The 22,700-nt window shown below is 39.1% G+C and carries 23 protein-coding genes and 1 pseudogene; 23 read left to right on the top strand and 1 reads right to left on the bottom strand.

Features of this window, described 5'->3' with window-relative positions; all coding sequences use genetic code 11:
* Positions 1–12 precede the first annotated feature (12 nt).
* The 20 genes and pseudogenes from sat (at position 13) to ACQKFG_RS09290 (ending at position 20,143) form a co-directional block, all read left to right on the top strand.
* Entirely contained in the window at positions 13–1,161 is a 1,149-nt protein-coding gene (gene sat, locus ACQKFG_RS09195; protein ID WP_427558080.1) for a sulfate adenylyltransferase, read from the top strand.
* A 43-nt stretch (positions 1,162–1,204) separates the two neighbouring features.
* The gene (cysC, locus tag ACQKFG_RS09200; RefSeq protein WP_192204936.1) at positions 1,205–1,804 is read left to right on the top strand and encodes an adenylyl-sulfate kinase; all 600 of its coding nucleotides are present in this window, start codon (positions 1,205–1,207) and stop codon (positions 1,802–1,804) included.
* Between the two features lie 16 nt (positions 1,805–1,820).
* Complete coding sequence (locus ACQKFG_RS09205; protein ID WP_427558083.1) at positions 1,821–3,446, top strand: nitrite/sulfite reductase; 1,626 nt, start codon at positions 1,821–1,823, stop codon at positions 3,444–3,446.
* A 20-nt stretch (positions 3,447–3,466) separates the two neighbouring features.
* Positions 3,467–3,682: a DUF3906 family protein gene (locus ACQKFG_RS09210; RefSeq protein WP_349728371.1), complete on the top strand. Its 216-nt coding sequence runs from the start codon at positions 3,467–3,469 to the stop codon at positions 3,680–3,682.
* Between the two features lie 19 nt (positions 3,683–3,701).
* Complete coding sequence (gene cobA / locus ACQKFG_RS09215) at positions 3,702–4,478, top strand: uroporphyrinogen-III C-methyltransferase (RefSeq protein ID WP_427558086.1); 777 nt, start codon at positions 3,702–3,704, stop codon at positions 4,476–4,478.
* Positions 4,478–5,239, top strand: a complete 762-nt coding sequence (locus ACQKFG_RS09220) for a sirohydrochlorin chelatase (protein WP_349728373.1) — start codon at positions 4,478–4,480, stop codon at positions 5,237–5,239. The genes cobA and ACQKFG_RS09220 overlap by 1 nt, the downstream gene beginning before the upstream one ends.
* Positions 5,220–5,852 carry an NAD(P)-binding protein gene (locus tag ACQKFG_RS09225; RefSeq protein ID WP_427558089.1) on the top strand — a complete coding sequence of 211 codons (633 nt, stop codon included), beginning with the start codon at positions 5,220–5,222 and terminating at the stop codon, positions 5,850–5,852. The genes ACQKFG_RS09220 and ACQKFG_RS09225 overlap by 20 nt, the downstream gene beginning before the upstream one ends.
* Positions 5,853–6,005: 153 nt before the next feature.
* Positions 6,006–6,905 carry a sulfite exporter TauE/SafE family protein gene (locus ACQKFG_RS09230; protein WP_342613927.1) on the top strand — a complete coding sequence of 300 codons (900 nt, stop codon included), beginning with the start codon at positions 6,006–6,008 and terminating at the stop codon, positions 6,903–6,905.
* A gap of 1,193 nt (positions 6,906–8,098) precedes the next feature.
* Positions 8,099–8,617, top strand: coding sequence for a mismatch-specific DNA-glycosylase (locus ACQKFG_RS09235; RefSeq protein WP_349728376.1), 519 nt, complete (start codon positions 8,099–8,101; stop codon positions 8,615–8,617).
* 21 nt (positions 8,618–8,638) lie between these two features.
* Positions 8,639–9,378: pseudogene (locus ACQKFG_RS09240) on the top strand (AzlC family ABC transporter permease).
* On the top strand, positions 9,369–9,695 hold the full coding sequence (locus ACQKFG_RS09245; RefSeq protein WP_427558094.1) for an AzlD domain-containing protein: 327 nt from the start codon (positions 9,369–9,371) through the stop codon (positions 9,693–9,695). The pseudogene ACQKFG_RS09240 and the gene ACQKFG_RS09245 overlap by 10 nt, the downstream one beginning before the upstream one ends.
* A gap of 327 nt (positions 9,696–10,022) precedes the next feature.
* On the top strand, positions 10,023–11,036 hold the full coding sequence (locus ACQKFG_RS09250) for a glycoside hydrolase family 15 protein (RefSeq protein ID WP_192204926.1): 1,014 nt from the start codon (positions 10,023–10,025) through the stop codon (positions 11,034–11,036).
* A gap of 248 nt (positions 11,037–11,284) precedes the next feature.
* A complete protein-coding gene (gene glgB / locus ACQKFG_RS09255; protein WP_192204925.1) occupies positions 11,285–13,225 on the top strand; it encodes a 1,4-alpha-glucan branching protein GlgB in 1,941 nt (646 codons plus the stop codon).
* A complete protein-coding gene (locus tag ACQKFG_RS09260) occupies positions 13,225–14,391 on the top strand; it encodes a glucose-1-phosphate adenylyltransferase (protein WP_286182190.1) in 1,167 nt (388 codons plus the stop codon). Before glgB ends, ACQKFG_RS09260 begins: the two co-directional genes overlap by 1 nt.
* Positions 14,392–14,408: 17 nt before the next feature.
* Complete coding sequence (glgD, locus tag ACQKFG_RS09265) at positions 14,409–15,515, top strand: glucose-1-phosphate adenylyltransferase subunit GlgD (protein ID WP_427558099.1); 1,107 nt, start codon at positions 14,409–14,411, stop codon at positions 15,513–15,515.
* Between the two features lie 16 nt (positions 15,516–15,531).
* Positions 15,532–16,968, top strand: coding sequence for a glycogen synthase GlgA (gene glgA / locus ACQKFG_RS09270; RefSeq protein WP_427558102.1), 1,437 nt, complete (start codon positions 15,532–15,534; stop codon positions 16,966–16,968).
* A gap of 127 nt (positions 16,969–17,095) precedes the next feature.
* On the top strand, positions 17,096–18,550 hold the full coding sequence (gene cls / locus ACQKFG_RS09275) for a cardiolipin synthase (protein WP_427558105.1): 1,455 nt from the start codon (positions 17,096–17,098) through the stop codon (positions 18,548–18,550).
* A 75-nt stretch (positions 18,551–18,625) separates the two neighbouring features.
* Positions 18,626–19,381 (top strand): exodeoxyribonuclease III, encoded by a 756-nt coding sequence (locus tag ACQKFG_RS09280; RefSeq protein WP_192204921.1) that lies wholly within the window; start codon positions 18,626–18,628, stop codon positions 19,379–19,381.
* A gap of 63 nt (positions 19,382–19,444) precedes the next feature.
* A complete protein-coding gene (locus tag ACQKFG_RS09285) occupies positions 19,445–19,849 on the top strand; it encodes a cytosolic protein (RefSeq protein ID WP_192204920.1) in 405 nt (134 codons plus the stop codon).
* Positions 19,850–19,864: 15 nt separating this feature from the next.
* Positions 19,865–20,143 (top strand): HNH endonuclease, encoded by a 279-nt coding sequence (locus ACQKFG_RS09290; protein WP_427558110.1) that lies wholly within the window; start codon positions 19,865–19,867, stop codon positions 20,141–20,143.
* A 41-nt stretch (positions 20,144–20,184) separates the two neighbouring features.
* Here ACQKFG_RS09290 and ACQKFG_RS09295 read toward each other — a convergent pair whose 3' ends face one another.
* Complete coding sequence (locus ACQKFG_RS09295; RefSeq protein WP_034306915.1) at positions 20,185–20,706, bottom strand: DUF2179 domain-containing protein; 522 nt, start codon at positions 20,704–20,706, stop codon at positions 20,185–20,187.
* A gap of 242 nt (positions 20,707–20,948) precedes the next feature.
* Here ACQKFG_RS09295 and ACQKFG_RS09300 point away from each other — a divergent pair, with 242 nt between their 5' ends.
* The 3 genes from ACQKFG_RS09300 to ACQKFG_RS09310 all read left to right on the top strand — a co-directional run bounded on the left by ACQKFG_RS09300 (position 20,949) and on the right by ACQKFG_RS09310 (position 22,644).
* On the top strand, positions 20,949–21,293 hold the full coding sequence (locus ACQKFG_RS09300) for a n-acetylglutamate synthase (RefSeq protein ID WP_427558113.1): 345 nt from the start codon (positions 20,949–20,951) through the stop codon (positions 21,291–21,293).
* A gap of 27 nt (positions 21,294–21,320) precedes the next feature.
* The gene (locus ACQKFG_RS09305; protein WP_427558252.1) at positions 21,321–21,890 is read left to right on the top strand and encodes a histidine phosphatase family protein; all 570 of its coding nucleotides are present in this window, start codon (positions 21,321–21,323) and stop codon (positions 21,888–21,890) included.
* Between the two features lie 73 nt (positions 21,891–21,963).
* The gene (locus tag ACQKFG_RS09310; protein WP_192204918.1) at positions 21,964–22,644 is read left to right on the top strand and encodes an NAD(P)H-binding protein; all 681 of its coding nucleotides are present in this window, start codon (positions 21,964–21,966) and stop codon (positions 22,642–22,644) included.
* Positions 22,645–22,700 lie beyond the last annotated feature (56 nt).

Raw genomic sequence — 22,700 nt, forward strand, 5'->3', positions numbered from 1 at the left:
GGGGAAATTAGCATGACAATCAGTCTACCGCACGGAGGAACATTAATCGATCTTTGGGAACCAAAATATGATTTTAGTAAAATAACAAAGTCAATCGAAATCGATGAAATCGCTTTAAGTGATCTTGAATTGATAGGCACTGGTGCCTACAGTCCGATTAAGGGATTCTTTACAAAAAGTGACTATGAGACAGTGGTCAGGGATATGAGGCTTAGCAGCGGACATGTATGGAGCATCCCGATTACGCTGCCTTTGACCGAAGAAATTGCAGAAACCCTTACTATAGGTGAAGAAGTAACGCTGACTCATGAGGGTGAAACATATGGGGTTCTCACCGTTTCCGATATTTACACTCCAGATAAGCAATCGGAAGCGACATTAGTATATCAAACGGATGATGAGAAGCATCCCGGAGTAAAAAATTTATTTAACCGCGGGGATGTATATGTCGGCGGGGAAATAAAGTTGATTAAGAGAATAGAGCGTCCGTTATTCCAAGCTAATTATCTGGACCCTGTCGAGACAAGGAAAGCTTTTGCTGAAAAAGGGTGGAAAACGGTTGTCGGTTTCCAAACGAGGAACCCTGTTCACCGTGCACATGAATATATTCAAAAGACAGCATTGGAGATTGTCGACGGCTTATTCTTAAATCCTCTCGTAGGTGCCACTAAATCCGATGACATTCCGGCAGATGTAAGAATGGAAAGTTACAAAGTGCTGCTTGAGAAATATTATCCCAAGGATCGTGTCTCCCTTGCAGTTTTCCCTGCTGCCATGCGTTATGCAGGACCTAGAGAAGCCATTTTCCATGCAATGGTCCGTAAAAATTATGGATGCACCCATTTTATCGTCGGACGTGATCATGCGGGTGTTGGCGATTATTATGGCACATATGATGCCCAAAAAATCTTTGGGAATTTTAACGCCGATGAGTTAGGGATCACGTTATTATTCTTTGAACATAGTTTTTACTGTAAAGCATGCGGCAATATGGCTTCCGCTAAAACTTGTCCGCACGGCAGGGAAGATCATGTCATCCTGTCTGGAACGAAGGTAAGGGAAATGTTGCGTAATGGAGAAATTCCTCCAGCTACCTTTAGCCGTAAAGAGGTCATCGAGGTGTTGATCGAAGGTCTGAAAAAGAATGAAGTTTATAACTGATTGGACATAAATTGAAGGATCATATGAAGAGGGGGATTATTATATGAGTAAAAGTACGAATGTCACTTGGCATGAAACGTCATTGACCAAGGAGCTCCGGAGGAAGCAAAACGGGCATGAAAGCACAGTTCTATGGTTTACAGGACTCTCGGGTTCCGGAAAATCAACGATTGCCAACGCGGTCGCAAAAGAATTATATAATCGGAATATTCGAAGTTATGTATTGGATGGTGATAATATCCGCCACGGTTTAAATAAAGATTTAGGTTTTTCTGAAGAGGATCGAACTGAGAATATAAGGCGGATAGGTGAGGTTTCCAAGTTATTCGTGGATAGTGGGCAGTTCGTATTGACTGCCTTCATATCTCCATTCAGGGCAGATCGGCAGATTGTACGTGATTTACTCGAAGAAGGGGAGTTTATTGAAGTATACATAAAGTGTCCGATCGAAGAGTGTGAAGTGCGTGATCCTAAGGGTCTATATGACAAGGCACGTAAAGGAATCATTAAAGATTTTACCGGAATCGACTCTCCGTACGAAGAACCAGAACAACCGGAAATCACTTTAGAATCCGACCAATACAGCATTGAAGAGTGCGTTGAACAGGTAATCGGCTATTTGACAGCAAAGAAAGCGATTTAATCAAGGAGGAAATGTAATGGTTTACGAAAAATTTTGGTCGGAAAATCCACTAATCGCTAAAAATAAAACGGAAATCTGGAAATTGGAAAAAGACGGATTGAAGATATTTGATGATATTCCACATTACGCAGCAAATGGTTTTGATTCCATCCCTAAAGAGAATTGGGATATGTTCAAGTGGGCAGGTCTATACCTGCAACGGCCAAAAGAAGCTGGTTACTGGATGATGCGAGTCGTTATTCCCGGAGGTATCCTGACGTATGATCAACAAATAACTCTAGCTAACATCGCTAAAGATTACGGGAGGGGTGTATATGATATTACAACCCGTCAAGCCATTCAATTCCACTGGCTGACTATCGAACAAGTCCCGGATATCTTAAATCGTTTGGAAAAGGTTGGAATGACTACGGCTGGTGCTTGTGGTGATATCACACGTAATATCATCGGGAATGCATTGGCAGGCATCGATCCCGATGAACTTTTTGATACACGCGAGGTCCTTTATGATGTATTTGAGTATTTCCGCCTTAACGAAGACTATTCGAACCTTCCGAGGAAATATAAAATGTCCATCAGTGCTAATATCCATAATGCTTCGAATGCTGAAATCAACTGTGTTTCATTCAATCCAGCCACTAAAGAAATCGATGGGGTGACGGAAGTTGGTTTTCACGTGAAAGTAGGCGGGGGGCTTTCCTCCGTTCCGATGCTGGCAGAAGAACTCGATTTATTCATTTTACCTGAAAAAACAGTGGAAGTAGCAGCCGCCATCACGACGATATTCCGTGACTTTGGGTACCGTGAAAAGCGTCATCGCTCGCGCTTGAAATTCCTTGTTGCTGACTGGGGTCCTGAACAATTCAAGGAAAAATTGCTGGAATACACCGGTCCGCTTCCTGAAAAGGGAGAAAGTGCGGTGAAGGGATGGAATGCAGGTTATTTCTACGGCATCCATAAACAAAAGCAAGATGGTCTTAACTATGTTGGAGTCAATATACCAGTGGGTCGTCTAAATCCGGACGAAGTGATCGAGTTTGCCGAACTTGCGAAAAAATATGGAAATGGTGAAATCCGCAACTGTAATTCCCAAAATCTAATCATTCCTAATGTGCCGGATTCAAATCTTGAGGAATTAAAGCAGGAAACCATCTTTGAAAGATTTCCATATCAACCAAAGAAATTCATTGGTTATTCCGTTTCTTGTACAGGCATCGAATATTGCAACCTGGCCCTTGTTGAAACTAAAAATCGAATGAGGACCATTTCTGAATTACTGGACAAGGAAATAGATCTCGATGTACCTGTAAGGATGCATATGGTCGGCTGTCCGAATAATTGCGGTCAAAGAGCCATCGCCGAAATAGGGCTGCAAGGCATAAAAATGAAAAACCAGGACAAAAAGATGGTCGAGGCTTTTGAAATATACGTTGGAGGAACGCTGGACGAAGGCGGGAAGTTCAATGAAAAACTTAAAGGAAAAGTGGAAGCTGATCAGCTCTATCATGTGTTGAAAGAATTGATCCTATTTTTCAAAGAAACAAAACTTCTATCAGAAACCTTTCTCGATTTTGTGGAAAGGATAGGGGTAGACGAGTTACAAATTAAACTTGATGATATATTAGCGGGAGTTTCCGTTTAATAGGGGAAGGTAAGCATTCCATGAATCTATACCGTTTTGAAGTCACTATCGAAGAAAAACCAATCCATGTCATCATTGTTGCAGATTCAGATGAAAAGGCGTTTGAACTTGTTGATATCGAACTGGAAAAGCATTATTTGAAATTGCCTGAAGTGGATGACATCTCATTATATGAAAAAAGGAAAATTAAAAATGGAGCAGGTTTCGTTTTATCGGAATTCGAAACAATTCTCTAAGGGAAGGCAGGTTGCAAAAATGGGGAAAGTATATCTAGTAGGAGCCGGTCCCGGAGATCCAGATTTAATTACATTAAAAGGATTAAAATGCATTCAAGAAGCTGATGTCATTTTATATGATCGACTTGTGAATAAAGAACTATTGAATCATGCAAAAGCCGGTGTAGAGCTGATTAATTGCGGTAAACTGCCGGATTATCATTTATTGCAGCAGGATACCATCAATCGGTTCCTGGTCAAATATGCAAAAAAGGGGAAAATAGTCACCCGCTTGAAAGGCGGAGATCCTTTCGTCTTTGGGAGAGGCGGGGAGGAAGCGGAAGCCCTTGCCAAAAGTGGCGTGAGCTATGAGGTCGTACCCGGAATTACGGCTGGAATCGCCGCTACAGCTTATGCGGGAATTCCAGTTACACATAGGGACCACGCTTCATCATTTGCAATTGTTACCGGTCATCGGAAAAAGGATGAAGAGGATAATATCAAGTGGGAATCCCTTGCAAAAGGAATCGATACATTGGCCATTTACATGGGCGTTAAAAACCTGCCATATATTCAAGGAAAACTATTGGAACATGGAAAAAGTCCTGAGACTCCGGTAGCCCTTATTCATTGGGGGACATTAAAAACGCAAAAAACAGCAGTCAGTACATTGGCTAATATAGTGGAAACCGCCAATAACGAACAGATTTCGAATCCTTGCATGATAGTCGTGGGCGATGTCGTTAATTTACGAGAAAAAATTAAATGGTTTGAAGGAAAACAAACCGAAAATTTGTTGGCGAATGAGGCCTTTTAATGGAAGCCATTTTATATATTTGCCATGGAAGCCGTGTTAAAGAAGCTTCAGCCCAAGCCATTGATTTTATTAAAGTTTGTATGCAAGCACAGCCCAATTCCATTCAAGAGTATTGCTTCTTGGAATTGGAAACTCCTACGATTGAAGAAGTATACGAACGGTGCGTACAAAAGGGTGCGACGAGAATCATTGCCATTCCAGTTCTATTGCTGACAGCTGTACATGCAAAACATGATATTCCATTCATATTGAACAAAATGAAAGAACGGTACCCTGCCGTGGACTTGAAATACGGAAGGCCGATTGGTGTCAGTGATAAAATGGTTGACATTTTAGTGGAACGGTTGGAGGAAACAAATGTAAAGGTTACGGAGGATTCCTTGGTTTTATTGGTTGGAAGGGGAAGCAGTGATCCCGACGTTAAAAGGGATTTGTCTCGGTTGGCCGATTTGCTAAGGAATAGGTTTCAAAAAATCCGTGTGCAAGAGTGTTATTTGACAGCTGCCACACCGAGCTTAGGAGAAGCATTGGAATTTGCACAGGAATCTCGATCAAACCAAGTATTTATCATTCCTTACCTATTGTTTACCGGTCTCTTAATGCAGTCCATCGAAAATAGTATAAAAATGATCCAAAAAAAGGGGAAGCAGAAATTCATACTTTGCCGATACCTAGGTTATCACCCAAAGATTGAAAAAGCCATATCGGAACGAATTCATGAAGTGAGTGAGGAGGGAGCTTATGTATCCAATTACGCTTAATATTGAGAAAAGAAAGTGTGTCATCATCGGCGGTGGAAAAATTGGTTTCTTTAAAGCGGGTCCATTATTGGAAGCCGGTGCTGATGTGACAGTCGTAAGCCCCGAGATATGCACAGGTTTTCAATTGTTGGAGAAAGAAGGTAAGATTCGAGTTTTACTTAAACAAGTGGAAGAAACAGACTATAAAGATGCGTTTTTAATCATTGTTGCAACAAACTCTACTGAAGTTAATGAACGAGTGTACGAAAATGCATCCGAAAGTCAGTTGGTGAACGTAATCAGTAATCATGAGCTGGGAAATTTTCATATACCGGCGACATTGAATAGAGGCATGCTTTCCATAAGTGTTTCCACCAATGGAGCAAGTCCAACGCTCGCAAAAAAAATTCGGAATGACTTAGGTAAAGTATATGATGAATCATATGAAGAATATCTTGAATTCCTTTTTGAAGCAAGGATGATAATAAAGAATGGTTCATTTTCAAAAGAGGAAAAATCCAAGTTATTGAAAGATTCAATAGAGGATATTTATAAATATTCCCTAAAAGAAAGATATCGTTTTTTAGCTAGGCTTTTACCAGTAGAAGCTGAAGAAAATATATCATTGGGCTGATCAGAAAAACTGAAGGCACCTAACCAACATGTCATTTCATTTTGGTTAGGTGCCTCTTTGTGTCTTAACGGAAATCTAAATGATTTATACAGTAAACGGTACCATCGGGTCGGTGTTATTTAGGTTCTATTTTTGTAAAAAAAGGGGAATGTCATGAAAAAGTTAATCGTTTTAGCCTTTATCGGGTTTTTTGCCCAATTAATCGATGGTTCGCTTGGAATGGGGTATGGAGTGAGTTCCACTTCCTTATTGCTGACATTCGGGATTGCCCCTGCAGTAGCATCCGCATCTGTTCATTTATCGGAAGTAGTGACCACAGCAGTATCCGGAGCTTCGCATATAAAGTTTGGGAACGTGGATAGAAATATGGTCTATCGCTTGATCATTCCAGGTTCTGTTGGTGCATTTGTAGGTGCATGTTTCCTGAGCAACCTGCCAGCGGAATTAGCAAAACCGTATATTGCCATATTTTTATTTGGCCTGGGTGTATACGTTTTATTCCGCTTTTTATTTATTTTTAAACCGTCGAAGGAAACTGAAATCGTAAAGCCATTGACCGCAAAACAATCCATTCCGTTAGGCCTTTTTGCAGGCTTTTGTGATGCAACAGGCGGAGGCGGTTGGGGACCGATTGCAACGCCCGTTTTATTGTCAAAAAAAGGCATGACGGCGAGGAAAGCCGTAGGGACGGTAGATACGAGTGAATTTGCCATTGCTTTCTTCGGAAGTCTTGGTTTTATCATTTCGCTTGGATGGGAAGCTGTCAATTGGCTTTGGGTCGTAGCATTGATAATTGGTGGTGTGGTTGCCGCACCGATTGCAGCCTGGCTCGTCAGGATGCTTCCTGCTCAATTAATGGGTGTTTTAGTGGGTGGTTTCATTATCTTAATCAATGTAAGAACATTATTAGCTACATGGATTCCGATTGAAGCTCATATATATATCTATACAGGCATCGTGATTATATGGCTTTCTGGAATTCTTCTTACAATCAATAAGATGTCCAATGCTAGAAAACATGATCATATCGAACAACGGCAAAATGTTTCCTGATTTCCGAGCTTGAAAGAAGCGAATATACACAAAAGCGTATTAAGAAACGTAACTTAAAAACTCGTAGGTACATAAATGCCTACGAGTAAAGTAATTTGCCATGGATTACCCCTTTAAAGTTGTTGCTGTTTAATAAAGGTTCTTGATAATGTGAAATAGATTTAACTGTCTTAATTATCGAGAGATTGAAGCCCCGGTTTATTCTCCTAGCAGATTAATCAATAGTATCCCCTTTATAAAAGTCAGCTATCGTGAGAGATTTAATAATTTTAGAACAGCAGCAGAACCATTAATTTATGGAAATGCATATAGTTCAAATGATTGAGTGTACTTTCATATAATATAATAAGCGTTATAATATTTTTTATTATCGATTTTATATCCCTGCCTGTTTGAACATCGGGATTTAGTTGATGGAGGCTAATTCACCGTCCCAAAATATCCGAGATTTCCATAAAAAATAAAAGGATCTTTCGCATGCCTTTGTTTCCAAAGAAACCAGGCCCGTAACTACAATGGGTCAGCATGTCCACTTTCACATGCTTTTGTACCCAGTGAAATGAATGAACTCTTTCTTACATGAAAATTAGATGCTATCAGCTACATGCTTTAATGTCCATTAGCTGGATGTCGTTTTCGACGATGATTACATGAAGAATGGGTGCATCCTCTAATTTTGAATCCCTGAAAGCTTTGTTTAAAAGTATGCACGTTTTTGCTTTTTGCCGGGTTGTCTTGGTGAGTATAAAATTGGGCACTCAAAGGATATTCACTTTTCTTCATAATTCCAATGAAGGGGAATGGGGAGAGATCGGTTATCAAATCCATTGCATTTACTGAAGTATTCTTTGGAAAGTAATTTTGTATTTGTTTTTTTACCGGTTCACTAACTGCAACAAACCAAGTAAAACAGTGTGATTTTCCTCCTCCAGATGCTCGTTTTCCGCGGGGTGGGCAGTGAGCCTCCTCGGCGTAAACGCCTGTGTGGTCTCACCTGTCCCGCTGCTCCCGCAGGAGTCTCGCACTTTCACTCCAATCAACCTTAAATAGTCTCGTTTTAAAAACAACAATCTTAACGAAAAGAGCCTTAGTTTTTAATATAAGTCGTGAAAATGGCGGAAAAGTAGTTAAATATTTTTCAGTTTTGTACAATGATTAAATAGTAAAAAGCAAATTTTAAAAGGAGTTTTAATATGGAGGGCATCTCTGATCACTTAAAGGAAGATTTGGATATATTGTTCGTAGGTTTCAATCCAAGCATTCGTTCAGGCCAGACTGGCCATCATTATGCGAATCCAAACAATCGCTTTTGGAGAATCCTCTTCGAGTCGGGGTTGACACCAAGGAAATATGAACCAACGGAAGACTCGTCTTTACTGGAACTAGGTTATGGTTTTACCAACATCGTTTCAAGGCCTACAAAAGGTGCGGACGAAATCACTAAAGAAGAGTACATAAAAGGAAGGAAGCAATTAAAAAGGAAAATTGAAAAGTATAAACCTAAATTAGTCTGTTTTGTAGGCAAGGGTGTCTATCAGGAATATCGTCAATTACGAAAAATCTCTTGGGGGCTTCAAGAAGAACCTTCATTGAATGAGACCATTGAATTCGTTGCCCCTTCTTCCAGCGGTTTAGTAAGAATGCCGATAGAACAAATCATCGAAATATATAGGGAGTTGCCAATTCTGCTTGGCAAGCTGAAAAGCAATTGATAAAAACAAGGGTGGAATTTTATTAGTCAGGATAGTGCTGAATGGAAAAGCGATGGATTTACCGAGGTTAATGACGGGGAGGGCTTTTGGCAAGGAGTAAAGGATTGCATTCCTACATTATTGGGATACCTAAGTATCGGTTTTGCTGCAGGGGTCGTCGAAAAAACGTCTGGATTAAGTATGATTGAAGTGGCACTTATGTCGCTTTTACTCTATGCAGGGTCTGGTCAATTCATAGTGCGGGGATGATAGCTGCAAGTCATCCAGTATCGGCCATAATTTTTACGATTTTTTTTGTGAACAGTCGCCATCTATTACTTAGTGCTGCATTGGCTCCATATTTCAAGCAGCAAAGTTTGAAACAAAACCTGATAACCGGAGCCTTATTAACTGATGAAACCTTTGGAGTGGCCGTCACGGCGGCACAGAAGAGGAAACAACTTGATTTTCAATGGATGCTTGGACTGAATCTTGCAGCCTATTTAAATTGGTTCATTGCAAATATGGCCGGCGGTTTCTTTGGCCAATGGATTCCAAATCCCGAAAAATATGGGATGGACTTCGCCCTGCCAGCGATGTTTATCGGCCTTTTAGTTCTGCAAATATTAAGTAAAAAGGACTTTTTTATAGATCTTGCAGTCGCTTTTAGCAGCATATTAATTGTTGTTGCAGTAAGTTTCTTCTTTCCTGGCAGTACTGGCGTCATAGTGGCAACTGTTGTAGCTGCAACGATAGGGATGGTGATTGGCAGGTGGAAATAAGCGGATATATCCTTGCTGTGATTGTAGGGATTTCGATTGTAACTTTCATACCTAGAGTCGTTCCTTTGGTACTGCTTAGTAAAGTGGAGATTCCAAAGTGGGGCATCGATTGGCTAAAGCATGTGCCAGTGGCTGTAATGGCGGCGTTGTTGGCTCAAGAACTTCTATTATCGGAACAGGTCTTTTCAATTAAGGATAATGCGTTGAATTTGGCCGCAGCTTTACCGGCTTTCCTGGTTGCCATTTTTACGAGAAGTCTATTGGGTACGGTTATGATTGGCGTGCTTTCATTGATGATATTACGATTTTTCTTTTAATATATACTAAACATTTAAATGATAGGCCGATATAACCAGTAATGGATTGCCATTACTGGTTTTTTATTTTCCAAAGAACTTATTTCATGACAGGCAGCTTTTTTTAGTTCGTTTCGGTTAGGCAAATGACGCTTTTTAATGAACATTGGAAGCTTGATTATCAAAAAGGGCAGTGATTACATAAACTAAGGTGAATGTACTTCTGAAAAATTGTTTTGGTTAGTTGAATTGAAAGCGCTTCTAATTGAAAATGAAACAACAAACGTTTAGAAAATGTGAGCCTGTCAACAATGGGAATAGGCAAATTACTATGGAGGTGTTCAATTAATGAATGTGAAAGGTGCACTAGAGGTTCTTGATCGCATGCGGCTTCCTAATGGCGCATATACTGCAAGCGTTTCCGATGATTATAATTATGTCTGGATAAGGGATGTCGTTTATACAGTAATCCCTTTTATAAATGATCCATCCAATCGTTACGAGAAAGCATATCATGCTTTATTCGACTTATTTCAATCCTATGAGTGGAAGATAGATATTCATACGGAACAGAAACCCAAGTTTTTATTTGAACATATCCATGCAAGGTATTCCACTGAGCTTAAAGAACTGCCCGATGAGTGGGGGCATGCCCAGAATGATGCGATAGGTGCCTTTTTATGGGGTGTCGGTGAAGGGTATAGGCATGGTAAAAAGGTGATGAGAAATCAACGGGATTTACAAATTGTTCAAAAGTTGGTCAATTACTTGGAATGCCTGCAATATTGGCAATCGGAAGATAACGGGATGTGGGAAGAAAATATAGAAATCCACGCTTCTAGCATAGGTGCATGTGTGGCTGGTTTGAATTCAGTCAAAATGCTGGTCAACGTCAAGGAAGAACTGATTAAAAAGGGAGAAGAAACTCTTCGTTTCTTACTTCCAAGGGAAAGTTATTCAAAAGAGACGGATTTAGCCCTTTTATCCTTAATTTATCCTTATCGGCTGGTAGACCGTGAAATAGCACTTAAAATATTGAAGAATGTCACGGAGCGCCTTGAAAGAACAAATGGTTGTATAAGATATGAAAAGGACGTTTATTATAATGACGGTCAAGAGGCGGAATGGTGTTTCGGGCTTCCGTGGTTGGGCTTATGCTACCTTGAACTTGGAATGATGAACAAAGTTAAGGAATATATAGATAAAACGAAAATGATCATACCGGAAAATTGGGAAGTACCCGAATTATATATAGGGGGCAGGAATATTCCAAACAAGAATACTCCTTTGGCATGGTCAGTATCATTATCCTATTTATTTTTGACGAAGACTTCCATGAATCGAACTGAACAAATAACATGAAGCATTCATACATGATACCTTAAAGCTCTTTCCAAAAAAATGGGGAGAGCTTTTATTGGTATAATAATATTTTTTTACAATTAATGTATATTTTTATTGAAAAATGTTTGAATTTACAAAAAAACGGCTATTTATAACAATATCTTCACCTCCATTTGAAGGATTAATATCATTTACATCGAATATATATAATAACTGGGGAAGGATGGTTAAAATACTATCGATTCAATACTGATGGAGGGGTTTTATTGAGTGCAATTATTGACCAGCTACAAGAGATTTATCCAAGCGATTTCGATTTGTATTTGTTTCATGAAGGGACCCTTTATGAAAGCTATAAAATGCTTGGGGCACACATTGTAACATCATTAGGTAAAGAAGGAGTACGCTTCGCCGTTTGGGCCCCCCATGCCAAGCAAGTTTCAGTAGTCGGTAATTTTAATAATTGGGACGGAAAAGATCATGTGATGAAACGGATCGAGCGATCAGGTATCTGGGTGTTGTTCGTACCAGGACTACAAGAAGGGGAACTCTATAAATACGAAATACATACACCTGGAAGTAAACGAATCCTAAAAGCCGATCCATATGCCTTTTATTCGGAAGTCAGACCAAATACAGCCTCGGTCATTAAAAGGCTGGATAATTTTGAATGGCAAGATTCGAAGTGGATAGCTAATAGGAAAAAGGAAAATATTTATCATAAACCCATGTCCATTTATGAAGTGCACCCAGGAACATGGAAACAGAAAGAAGATGGCGAGTTTTATTCGTACCGTGAATTGGCTGATAGATTGATTGATTATGTGATTGAAAATGGTTTTACACATATTGAAATCATGGCCATAATGGAACACCCATTTGATAAATCGTGGGGATACCAGGTCACGGGCTATTATTCTGTAACCAGTCGTTACGGCTCGCCGGAAGATTTTAAATATTTAATTAACCTTTGCCACCAAAAGGGCATAGGTGTAATTCTTGACTGGGTTCCCGCCCATTTTTGTAAAGACGCGCATGGACTTTCCCGTTTCGATGGTACGCCTCTCTATGAACCAATTGATCATACTAGAGCAGATCGCCCGTTATGGGGGACATACAACTTTGATTTTACCAAACCTGAAGTAATCAGTTTCCTTATATCAAATGTAATGTTTTGGATGGATGTATACCATATTGATGGAATCCGTGTCGATGCGGTATCGTCAATGGTTTACTTAAATCATGATAATCCATTGCCGATCAAGCTAAAAAACCAGTTTGGCGGTGAGGAAAACCTGGAGGCCATACAATTTTTGCAAAAGCTTAACGAAGTGGTTTTCGAGAAATATCCGAATGCATTAATGATGGCTGAAGAAGCAACAGACCGACCACTTATAACTTCTCCTACCGATATAGGCGGCCTGGGCTTTAATTACAAATGGAATATGGGATGGACTAACGATATCCTTCGTTATATGAAACTTGAAACGGGGGAAAGGCCAAATCATCATAGTCTCTTAACATTTTCTTTTTTCTATGCTTTTTCAGAAAATTTCGTCTTGCCCTTTTCACATGATGAAGTGGTTCATGGCAAGAAGTCTTTATTGAATAAGATGCCAGGCGACTATTGGCAGAAATTCGCTAATCTACGGTTACTCTTTGGGTATTTCATGACACATCCCGGAAAGAAGCTTCTATTTATGGGCAGTGAGTTTGGCCAGTTCATAGAATGGAAAGATGAGGAACAATTGGATTGGCTTCTTTTGGAATATGAATCACACGAAAAGCTCGCCTATTACTTCCGCACCCTACAGGATTTTTATAGGCAATCATCCTCCCTTTGGCGACTTGATCATGTCCAGGAAGGATTTGAGTGGATAGATCCGAACAATAGTAAACAGAGTATCATTACCTTTATGAGAAAGGGTAAACGCAAAGGCGATTATTGCATTGTTGTCTGTAATTTTTCTGCACAGGCCCATGCTCAATATCAAATAGGCGTACCATCACAGGGTAAATATATAGAGGTTTTCAGCAGTGATTCAGCAGCTTTCGGAGGATCGGGTCAGATCAATGAGGAACCCATTAATGTCAAAAAGGAACCATACCATAATCAACCATTCAGCATGGAAATAACAGTACCTCCATTAGGCATTTCCATTTTTATGAAGCAAACAAAAAAAAGGCGGGGGAGAGTGAACGAATAATGGGAGCGAAAAAATGGATAGCAATGTTATTGGCAGGAGGCCAGGGTTCAAGGTTAGGTGAATTGACAATCGGTTTGGCAAAACCAGCTGTTCCCTTTGGCGGTAAATATAGAATCATCGATTTTCCATTAAGTAACTGCACTCATTCTGGTATTGATACGGTTGGGGTACTGACTCAATACCAGCCATTGATTCTAAATGATTATGTTGGTAATGGCAAAGCTTGGGACCTTGATCTGGATGTTGGCGGAGTTTCCGTACTTCCCCCTTATCAAGGGAAAGAAGGCGGGGAATGGTATAAAGGGACGGCAAATGCTGTTTATCAAAATATCCAATATATTGATAACTATGATCCGGAACATGTACTGATTCTCTCGGGTGACCATATTTATAAGATGGATTACAGTAAGATGCTGGATTATCACATCGAAAAAAATGCAGAGGCAACCATAGCTGTCATTCAAGTACCGTGGCAGGAAGCAAGTCGTTTCGGAATCATGAATACCAATGATGATGATAAAGTCACTCAATTCGATGAAAAACCAAAGTATCCAAAAAGTAATCTCGCTTCAATGGGAGTTTACCTTTTCAAGTGGAAAACCCTAAGAAGGTATTTAATAAATGATGAAAAGGATGAAAATTCCTCCAATGATTTCGGCAGCAACATCATACCAAAGATGCTTGAAGACCGAAAAAAGCTATATGCCTATCGTTTCAATGATTATTGGAAAGATGTCGGAACGGTCGAAAGCCTTTGGCAGGCGCATATGGACTTATTGGAGGATACGCCAAATTTCCAGTTGGATGATCAGCAATGGAAAATTTTTGCCCGCAATGCAAATCATCCGCCGCAATATATATCACCGGATGCCGAGGCCAGTCAGTCGCTTATCAATGAAGGGTGCATGATACATGGGAAAATTGAACATTCGGTTTTATCCTATAATGTACAGGTAGGCTATGGGTCAACCATAAAAGATTCAGTCATCATGCCTAATGTCACGATTGGTGAAAACGTTCATATAGAAAGAAGCATCATAGCCTCAAATTGTGTTATAGAAGATGGTGCCGTAGTTGGCAATTCAGCGATTACATCCGATATTACCTTAATTGGTGAAAATCAAACCATTATCAATCCAAACAAAAAAAAGATCACTCTTAATTAGAAAAAGGGGAAGATGCTATGGAAAATGTGTTGGGTATTATTAACTTAATCAATGAAAGACAACATTTAAAAGATCTGACTGCTCACCGAAATGTAGCATCTGTGCCATTTGGTGGACGCTACCGTTTGATTGACTTTACGATGTCGAATCTCATTAATGCAGATGTATCAAAAGTAGCCGTTTTCCCAAAAGAAAAGTATCTTTCTGTTATGGATCATCTTGGCTCAGGTAAAGAATGGAACTTGGCTCGGCGTTCAGGAGGCTTATACATCTTGCCCCCTATCCATCCGGATGAAACGGTAACGGGTGATATGAAACAATTTCATGATCATCTCAGCTTTTTCGAACGTGCAGTGGCAGATACTGTCATCATTTCTCCTGGAAGCCATGTATGCAAATTGGATTTTAATGAAGTGCTTGATTATCACAAAAAACAAAAAGCGGATATCACGGTCGTATATAAGGATTATGTAGGGGAATTGATTGAAAAACCAATCTATCACACATGCTCGGTAGATAAGGATGAAGACATTACGGACATTAGCTTTTATACCATCCCTAGACCTGGTGACCATGTTTGTCTAGAAACCTTCGTCATAAGTAAAGCGCTATTGGTGAACTTAATCAAAAGCTGTGTTGCCAGTGGGGAATACGACTTTTTGAAAGACGCTGTGAAAGCAAACCTTCATCGCTTTACAGTCAAAGGCTATAATTTTACTGGAGATATGCCATTCATCCATTCCATTGAAAGTTTTCATTCCAGTAATATGAATTTCCTGAACCCTTCAGTAATCCGTTCTTTCTTCGGGGATACTTGGGATGTTTATACAAAAATCAAACATGAGGCACCAACCAAATATTCAAGTTCTTCGAAGGTTGCCAATTCATTAATAGCCAATGGTTGTGATATTGAAGGGACTGTCGAAAACAGTATACTCTTCCGGGGGGTAAAGGTGAAAAAGGGTGCGATTATAAGAAATAGCATCATTATGCAAAAAGGCGTGATTGAAGAAGGAGCCATCGTTGAAAATGTCATAACTGATAAAGAAGTGAGAATTACTAGTGAAAAATCAGTTATTGGTTTAAAACAGCCTACTGTAATAAAAAAAGCGGAAGTAATTTAATAGAGGAGGTGCGGCAATGAATGTTGTATTTGCTGCTTCAGAATGCGCCCCTTTTATAAAAACGGGAGGGCTCGGAGACGTTATAGGAGCGCTCCCGAAAGCGCTGAAAAAACAGGGAGTCCATGTAAGTGTCATTCTTCCTAAATATGGGGATCTTCCTGACCAATTTAAACAGGAATTGGAACATATGACGAGTATTGAAGTTCCTGTTGGTTGGCGCCAGCAATTCTGCGGCATCGAAAAACTTGTTGCTAATGGAATTACATATTATTTCCTGGATAATGAATATTATTTCAAAAGACATGGTAGTTATGGTTTCTTTGATGATGGCGAGAGGTTCGCCTTCTTTTCCCGTGCAATTTTAGAGGCTTTACCCTATTTAGGAGAAAAGCCGGATGTCATACACTGTCATGATTGGCAAACGGCCCTTGTCAGCGTTTTGCTGAAAGCTCATTATAGTAACCATCCATTCTATCAAGATATTAAAACGATATTTACTATACATAATTTACGCTATCAAGGAGTTTATCCTAAAGTTGTTTTAGCTGAATTACTCGATTTGAGTGAGTTATATTTTAATATCGATGGTCTTGAATTTCATGGAAATGTAAGTTATTTGAAAGGCGGCCTAGCTTTTTCTAACATTGTCACAACTGTAAGCCCAAGTTATGCGGAAGAAATTCAAAGTCCTTATTTCGGAGAAAATCTCGATGGTTTTTTACGTAAGAGAAATGGTGACCTTAAAGGGATTATCAACGGAATCGATTATGAAGAATATAATCCGGCGGCAGATGAACATCTTGCTGTTCCATTCGATTCCTATGAGGGTAAGATGGAGAATAAGCGTCTGCTACAGGAATCGTTAGACCTTCCTGTAAATGAGGGGGTCCCGGTTATATCGATGGTAACCAGGCTTGTTGATCAAAAAGGAATTGATCTTATTCTCCATGTTTTTCATGAAATGATGAACCAAGGAGTTCAATTCATTCTCTTAGGTACGGGTGATGAGCAATATGAATCGGCATTTCGCCATTTAGCTGACCAATATCCAAATCAGGTTTCAGTCAATACATACTTTGATGAGGGTTTAGCAAGACGGATATATGCAGGTTCTGATTTATTCCTGATGCCGTCACAATTCGAACCATGTGGTATCGGCCAGCTTTTGGCGTTGCGTTATGGTACTCTGCCTCTAGTGAGGGAAACTGGTGGACTTCGGGATACTGTCATACCGTATAATCAATTTACTGGTGAAGGCAATGGCTTCAGTTTTACGAATTATAATGCACACGATATGCTGCATACAATTGAGCAATCTGTTGGTCTGTACAAATTCCAGCCGAAAAGGTGGCGGAAAATGGCCGAAAGTGCAATGAAGTTAGACTTCAGTTGGACATCATCTTCCTTAAAGTATATTGAGCTGTATGAAAGTTTGATTCCTGTCTTGAAGTGATAATTGGATAGGTAATACACAAAGCACTTGCGAATAATGTTTTCGTAAGTGTTTTGTTTCTTTTACCATCAAATATGGGTATATGTATAGATATATATATAATATTGCTGTGTAGGAGAATGAAAAGATGAAAAGAAGAAGAATGGAATTTGTATTTTTATTTATTTTAATTGCTTCAATCTATATGATCCTGTTCACTCAAGTAAGCTTCGACGTGAAGCTATTTTTTATTGGATTATATATTTTGGTCATGTTTATTACCATATTTTCACTCATGCTTGAAAATAGATTTGCCCACGAGACCCTTTTGTGGATGTATGTGCTTTTGTTTTTTCCTGTATTTGGATATGTATTTTATTTATTCTCAGGTCAGCTCTATTTAAAGGGGTATTTATTTCGAAGTAAAAGGAAAAAAGATCGTGAAGAATGGAAGAGCCTTGTCACACAGGTATCATCTCCAGATTTATCATTCTTGAATAATCATCAGCAATCATTCGCGGCTTTTGCCAAAAATGCTTCTGAGACCATCATTAGTACTTCATCGCAAACGGAAGTATTGAAAAATGGTAACGAAACGTTTACAGAAATCATAAAACAGTTAAAAAAAGCTGAGAAATTCATCCATATTGAATATTATATTTTTCGGTCCGACAGGCTTGGTACTGAAATTATAGATATACTTATTGAAAAAGCAAAAAATGGTGTGGAAGTTTTATTCATTTTTGATGCTGCCGGAAGTTTAAGCCTTTCAAACAATGAAGTTAAAAGGATGCAAAATGCCGGGATAAAAGCATATCCATTTTCGCCACTGAAACACGGATTTTTCAATCAAAAGTTTAATTTTAGGAATCACCGTAAAATCATCATCATAGATGGGGAAGTTGGCTTTGTTGGAGGTTTAAACGTAGGGGAGGAATATTTAGGACGAAATAAAAACATTGGTTTTTGGAGAGATACACATATGGTACTTAAAGGTGAAGCGGTATTTATGCTTCATACTGTTTTCCTTTTGGATTGGGAATATGTCAGCGGGGAAGATGTATTGCAAGAACGTCCAGATTTCAAGAATAAAGGGGACCAAGGGGATGGAGCCGTTTACTTTTCACTTATCACAAACGCGACTGAATCAATCTGGATTGCAAGTCCATACTTCGTACCAAATCAAGCGATTAAGGCAGCCATAAAACATGCGGCAATTAAGGGGATACAAGTTAGGGTTATGGTTCCGGCAGTAAATGATGGGTTTTTAACCCAATATGGGAGTCGCTCCTATTTCGGGGAGCTGCTTCAATTCGGTGTAGAGGTATACTTGTATAAAAAGGGTTTTCTACATCAGAAACTGATTATCGTTGATGGTGATATGGCTTCCATAGGAACGGCAAATATGGATATGAGAAGTTTTCATCTGAATTTTGAAGTCAATGTCTTTCTTATGGGCAGCCATTCCATTGAAGATCTCATCATTCATTACAAAGAGGATATGATGGATAGTGACAAATTAGATCCCATCGGGTATAACAAGCGTGGTTTACTGGAGCGTTCAAAAGAATCATTTGCCAGATTGTTTTCGAATGTACTCTAATGGGAAAAAAAACAGATTAATAGTATAGTTGAAATGTAAAGAAATTAATTGGCCATAAGGAGAATTAAAGAAAATATGAAATTGGTTTCCTGGAATGTGAATGGAATAAGGGCTTGCGTAAAAAAAGGGTTTTTAGATTACTTTAAAGAAGTGGATGCAGATATTTTTTGCCTTCAAGAAACTAAGCTACAAGAAGGGCAGATTTCACTTGAGTTGGAAGGGTACCATCAATATTGGAATTATGCATTGAAAAAAGGATATTCCGGCACAGCCATTTTCACGAAGGAAAAACCGCTTTCCGTGAAATATGGCGTAGGGGAGCTGAACGAGGAGCCGGAAGGCAGGATCATAACACTGGAATTTGAGAAATTTTATATGGTGAATGTTTATACACCCAATGCAAAAAGGGATTTATCCAGGCTGAATTACCGTCTCGAGTGGGAAGATGAGATGATAAATTATCTAAAGGAACTGGACTTAGTAAAGCCGGTTATCTTTTGTGGGGACCTTAATGTCGCACATTCTGAGCTGGATTTAAAAAACCCAAAAACCAATATTGGGAATTCCGGTTTCACTATTGAAGAGCGTGGAAAGATGACTGAATTACTTAATGCAGGGTTTATCGATACTTTTCGCCATTTTTATCCGGACCGGGAAGGTGCCTATAGTTGGTGGTCATATATGGCTAAAGTGAGAGAGCGGAATATCGGGTGGAGAATCGATTATTTCATTGTGTCAAAACGTTTGGCAGATTCCTTAATAGAGGCTAACATTCACTGCGATGTCATGGGCAGCGATCATTGCCCGGTTGTCTTGGAAGCGAATCTCTAAATCGAATAAATCCGGTTAAATGGGGATACTAATGGTTATCCATATTCAACAGGAGGTTAGATTATGAACACATTTATCGTGGGCTTTCATCAGGAAGATAATGTAGACAGCATGCAAGTGCAAAAATTGACGTCGGCTGAGTTTGAAAAATCAACATCACGCGGTTTTCGCAGATTATTTGAACTGGATACAAATATCGGCTATTTCGTTTTTTTTGATGCTGAAGATGATGAGGGTGATTTATCTCATCTAGTTTTACAGTATGAAGAAGATAGTCAGGATCCAAGCGATTGTTATTCCTTTACTAAAAATGATTTTTATGAGTTCATGGCACTTTATTTACAAGGGATGGATGAAGTGGAAGTGGAGAATGAAGAAGATGATGACAATGAAGAGTATGGACCAATCCACCATCTTGCCCATTTGATGTTTCATATTGTTGAAGAAGGAAAATCCGTAAAGCCATAATGGACGAGTTATGAAATGAAAGGTACTTGTGAGCTTTGTGACAGGGATGAGATAGAACGGACCATCCATCATTTAACACCTAGAGAATTAGGCGGCAGCCATTTACCCATTGCCCATCTCTGTAAATCTTGTCACAAGCAGATTCACGCCCTGTATTCAAACCGAGAGCTGGCTTTCCGACTGAATACCGTGTTATTGCTGAAAGATGATGAAGCATTAAAAAAAAACTTAAAGTGGATTAAAAAACAACCAGTAACGAGGGCTGTGAAGATTAGAAAATCAAAAACAAAATAATGCAAAAGCCCATCTTGAAAAGATGGGCTTTTGCATTTCATTCAGCTTGCTTTATTTTTCAACCGATCCAATAAAAACCCACCTTTAAAATAACGTGGTTCATATGAAATGATGAAAGCCTTTGGTTCAAACTTTTCAACGGTTGCTATCAGTTCTTGTTCCCGATTGCGTTTTGTTAAAATTTCCATTCTATAACGGTTGCTATCCCTGCCCTCGCCCGTATAAAGAGTTACACCGAATCCGTTGTTCCTCAGTGTATCTACCAAATGTTCATTTTTGGTTTGAGTATTAACGGTTACATTAATAAAACCGATGGCAAGTTTTTGCTCAATTTTCGTACCAAAAATTATTCCGATTCCAAAACCGACTGCATATACAACCATGGCGAGTATGCTTTGGTCACCGCCAAATACTAGGGATAAACCAAAAACGTATATTAACATTTCTGCTATACCAAGTATCGAGGCAAGTATGGTAATATTTTTTACTAAGAAAATGGTTCGCAACGTATAAATCGGTACATAAATAAGTTGTAATAGTAGAATCAGAAGTATTTCTTTCACTTGAGCACCTCACCAACATCTTCCAGTTTAATTAGACGTTTCAACTTGGGGGATTATTCATTCCATAAGTAACATCTTCCATAATCTAACCACAATATAATAGTGGAATTCAATGGGGAATATTATGTATTTTTTGTGTCATTTCCATCGACAAAGAAATAAAATCCCGTAAGATTTTTCAATATTCTTTTTTTAATTAGTTTGGTATCATTATCCTTATTAATTCTTATGGGGGAATGATGATGTTTAATTATGATGGTCGGATATTCAAAGCTAAAGTCAATTCTGAAAATGGAGAAGTGTCAGAAAGTACTACCTTCCACTATTCACAAGAAGGCTCAATTCTCACAGCAAGTTATCAGGGCGGAGAGATTGTTAAAGGGACATTAATAGGGCTTGTCAATCTGGATGGAACTCTGGAATTCAGGTATAATCATATCAATGAAAAAGGGGAAATTAGAGGAGGCAGCTGTCTTTCCACCCCTGAAATGTTGCCTGATGGAAGGATACGTTTGCATGAAAAATGGAAATGGTCAGATCTCGAACAGACTGAAGGACATTCCATCATTGAAGAAGTGAAAAAATAACAATTTACCTAGAGGGGTTTGAGGACAATTACTACTATTTGTTTAGTGCGGCATGGTCAAACAGATTGGAATGCACTAGGGAAACTGCAGGGGCAGACTGATATTCCTTTAAATGAACTCGGAAAGATACAGGCACGGCAATGTGGTGAATTTTTGTCAAAAAATGATTGGGATGTAATTATTTCAAGCCCTCTAAAAAGGGCAAGGGAAACGGCAGATATCATTTCGCATCATATTGAAGTCCCGGTTATTGAAAAAATGGAATTCATTGAAAAGAATTTTGGCGTCGCTGAAGGAATGACAGCAGCTGAAAGGGAGTCCGCATTCGTGAATAAAGAATATCCTGGTCAAGAAAATCGGGAATCTTTACGAAAAAGGCTGATGAATGGCCTCCAGGAAATTCAGAAGGTGTATCCTGGGAAGAAAGTAATACTTGTTGCACATGGTGCCGTCATTCATTTTATTTTACGTTTGATGTCAAACGAGTCAATCGTATCTAACGAAATGCGATTGTTCAATGCATGTTTGAGTACGATTAGATTTGAAGTCGACTCTTGGATAATTGATGATTTCAATCAAGTAAATCATTTATCTTAGTCCTATTAAGCTTGGTTAGAGTTAAAAAGGATATGATTGATAGTAAGGTACTAATTATAGAAAGAAGGGAATCATGACTAATAAGACGGCATTGGTTTTAGGGGCTACAGGTTTGGTCGGCACCCAGTTGGTGAAAGAGCTAGGCAACAGCAAAATCTATAGTGAAATCCATCTGCTGACTAGAAGCGAAATGAAATTCACTGATCCCAAGTGCATAGGACATGTGGTGGATTTAGATAATTTATCCGAGTATGACAATTTGTTCAAAGTCAGCGATGTATTCATTTGTTTGGGTACTACGATCAAAAAGGCTAAATCGAAGGAAGCTTTTCGCAAAGTGGATTATGACTATGTTATCGAAGCAGCTAAAATGGCAAAGACAGCGAATGCTGAAAAATTACTCGTCATAACAGCAATGGGAGCCAATTCAAAATCAAAGTTTTTTTACAGTCGTGTAAAGGGCGATGTAGAAGGAACACTAAAATACCTGGAATTGAATACTGTACATATATTCCGCCCTTCCTTATTACTTGGAGAACGCCAGGAATTCAGGGCAGGTGAAAAGATTTCTGGGCTGATAAGTACTTTTGCTAAATATGTCTTTGTGGGTCCTGTACGTCCATATCGTGCAATAAATGCAAACAAAGTAGCTGCTGCAATGTACGCTGCGGCCCAAACGACGGCAAAAGGATATCATTTTTATAATTCTGATGAAATAGAGAAACTTGCACAAAGTGAAACTATTTATCAGTGAACCGAGCCTCCAAAAGGCTCGGTTTTTTAATTTATTAGCAAATTTTTATCCCTGCT

Origin of the sequence: Peribacillus sp. NPDC076916, from assembly GCF_050269675.1 — a bacterium.
GTDB lineage: Bacteria > Bacillota > Bacilli > Bacillales > DSM-1321 > Peribacillus > Peribacillus aracenensis.

Coding starts and splice junctions, on each gene's coding strand:
- sat (WP_427558080.1), top strand. CDS start 13: ATGACAATCAGTCTACCGCACGGAGGAACATTAATCGATCTTTGGGAA.
- ACQKFG_RS09205 (WP_427558083.1), top strand. CDS start 1,821: ATGGTTTACGAAAAATTTTGGTCGGAAAATCCACTAATCGCTAAAAAT.
- ACQKFG_RS09230 (WP_342613927.1), top strand. CDS start 6,006: ATGAAAAAGTTAATCGTTTTAGCCTTTATCGGGTTTTTTGCCCAATTA.
- glgA (WP_427558102.1), top strand. CDS start 15,532: ATGAATGTTGTATTTGCTGCTTCAGAATGCGCCCCTTTTATAAAAACG.
- ACQKFG_RS09260 (WP_286182190.1), top strand. CDS start 13,225: ATGGGAGCGAAAAAATGGATAGCAATGTTATTGGCAGGAGGCCAGGGT.
- ACQKFG_RS09290 (WP_427558110.1), top strand. CDS start 19,865: ATGAAAGGTACTTGTGAGCTTTGTGACAGGGATGAGATAGAACGGACC.
- cobA (WP_427558086.1), top strand. CDS start 3,702: ATGGGGAAAGTATATCTAGTAGGAGCCGGTCCCGGAGATCCAGATTTA.
- ACQKFG_RS09210 (WP_349728371.1), top strand. CDS start 3,467: ATGAATCTATACCGTTTTGAAGTCACTATCGAAGAAAAACCAATCCAT.
- ACQKFG_RS09225 (WP_427558089.1), top strand. CDS start 5,220: ATGTATCCAATTACGCTTAATATTGAGAAAAGAAAGTGTGTCATCATC.
- ACQKFG_RS09280 (WP_192204921.1), top strand. CDS start 18,626: ATGAAATTGGTTTCCTGGAATGTGAATGGAATAAGGGCTTGCGTAAAA.
- ACQKFG_RS09310 (WP_192204918.1), top strand. CDS start 21,964: ATGACTAATAAGACGGCATTGGTTTTAGGGGCTACAGGTTTGGTCGGC.
- ACQKFG_RS09300 (WP_427558113.1), top strand. CDS start 20,949: ATGTTTAATTATGATGGTCGGATATTCAAAGCTAAAGTCAATTCTGAA.
- ACQKFG_RS09250 (WP_192204926.1), top strand. CDS start 10,023: ATGAATGTGAAAGGTGCACTAGAGGTTCTTGATCGCATGCGGCTTCCT.
- ACQKFG_RS09220 (WP_349728373.1), top strand. CDS start 4,478: ATGGAAGCCATTTTATATATTTGCCATGGAAGCCGTGTTAAAGAAGCT.
- ACQKFG_RS09235 (WP_349728376.1), top strand. CDS start 8,099: ATGGAGGGCATCTCTGATCACTTAAAGGAAGATTTGGATATATTGTTC.
- cls (WP_427558105.1), top strand. CDS start 17,096: ATGAAAAGAAGAAGAATGGAATTTGTATTTTTATTTATTTTAATTGCT.
- ACQKFG_RS09285 (WP_192204920.1), top strand. CDS start 19,445: ATGAACACATTTATCGTGGGCTTTCATCAGGAAGATAATGTAGACAGC.
- cysC (WP_192204936.1), top strand. CDS start 1,205: ATGAGTAAAAGTACGAATGTCACTTGGCATGAAACGTCATTGACCAAG.
- glgD (WP_427558099.1), top strand. CDS start 14,409: ATGGAAAATGTGTTGGGTATTATTAACTTAATCAATGAAAGACAACAT.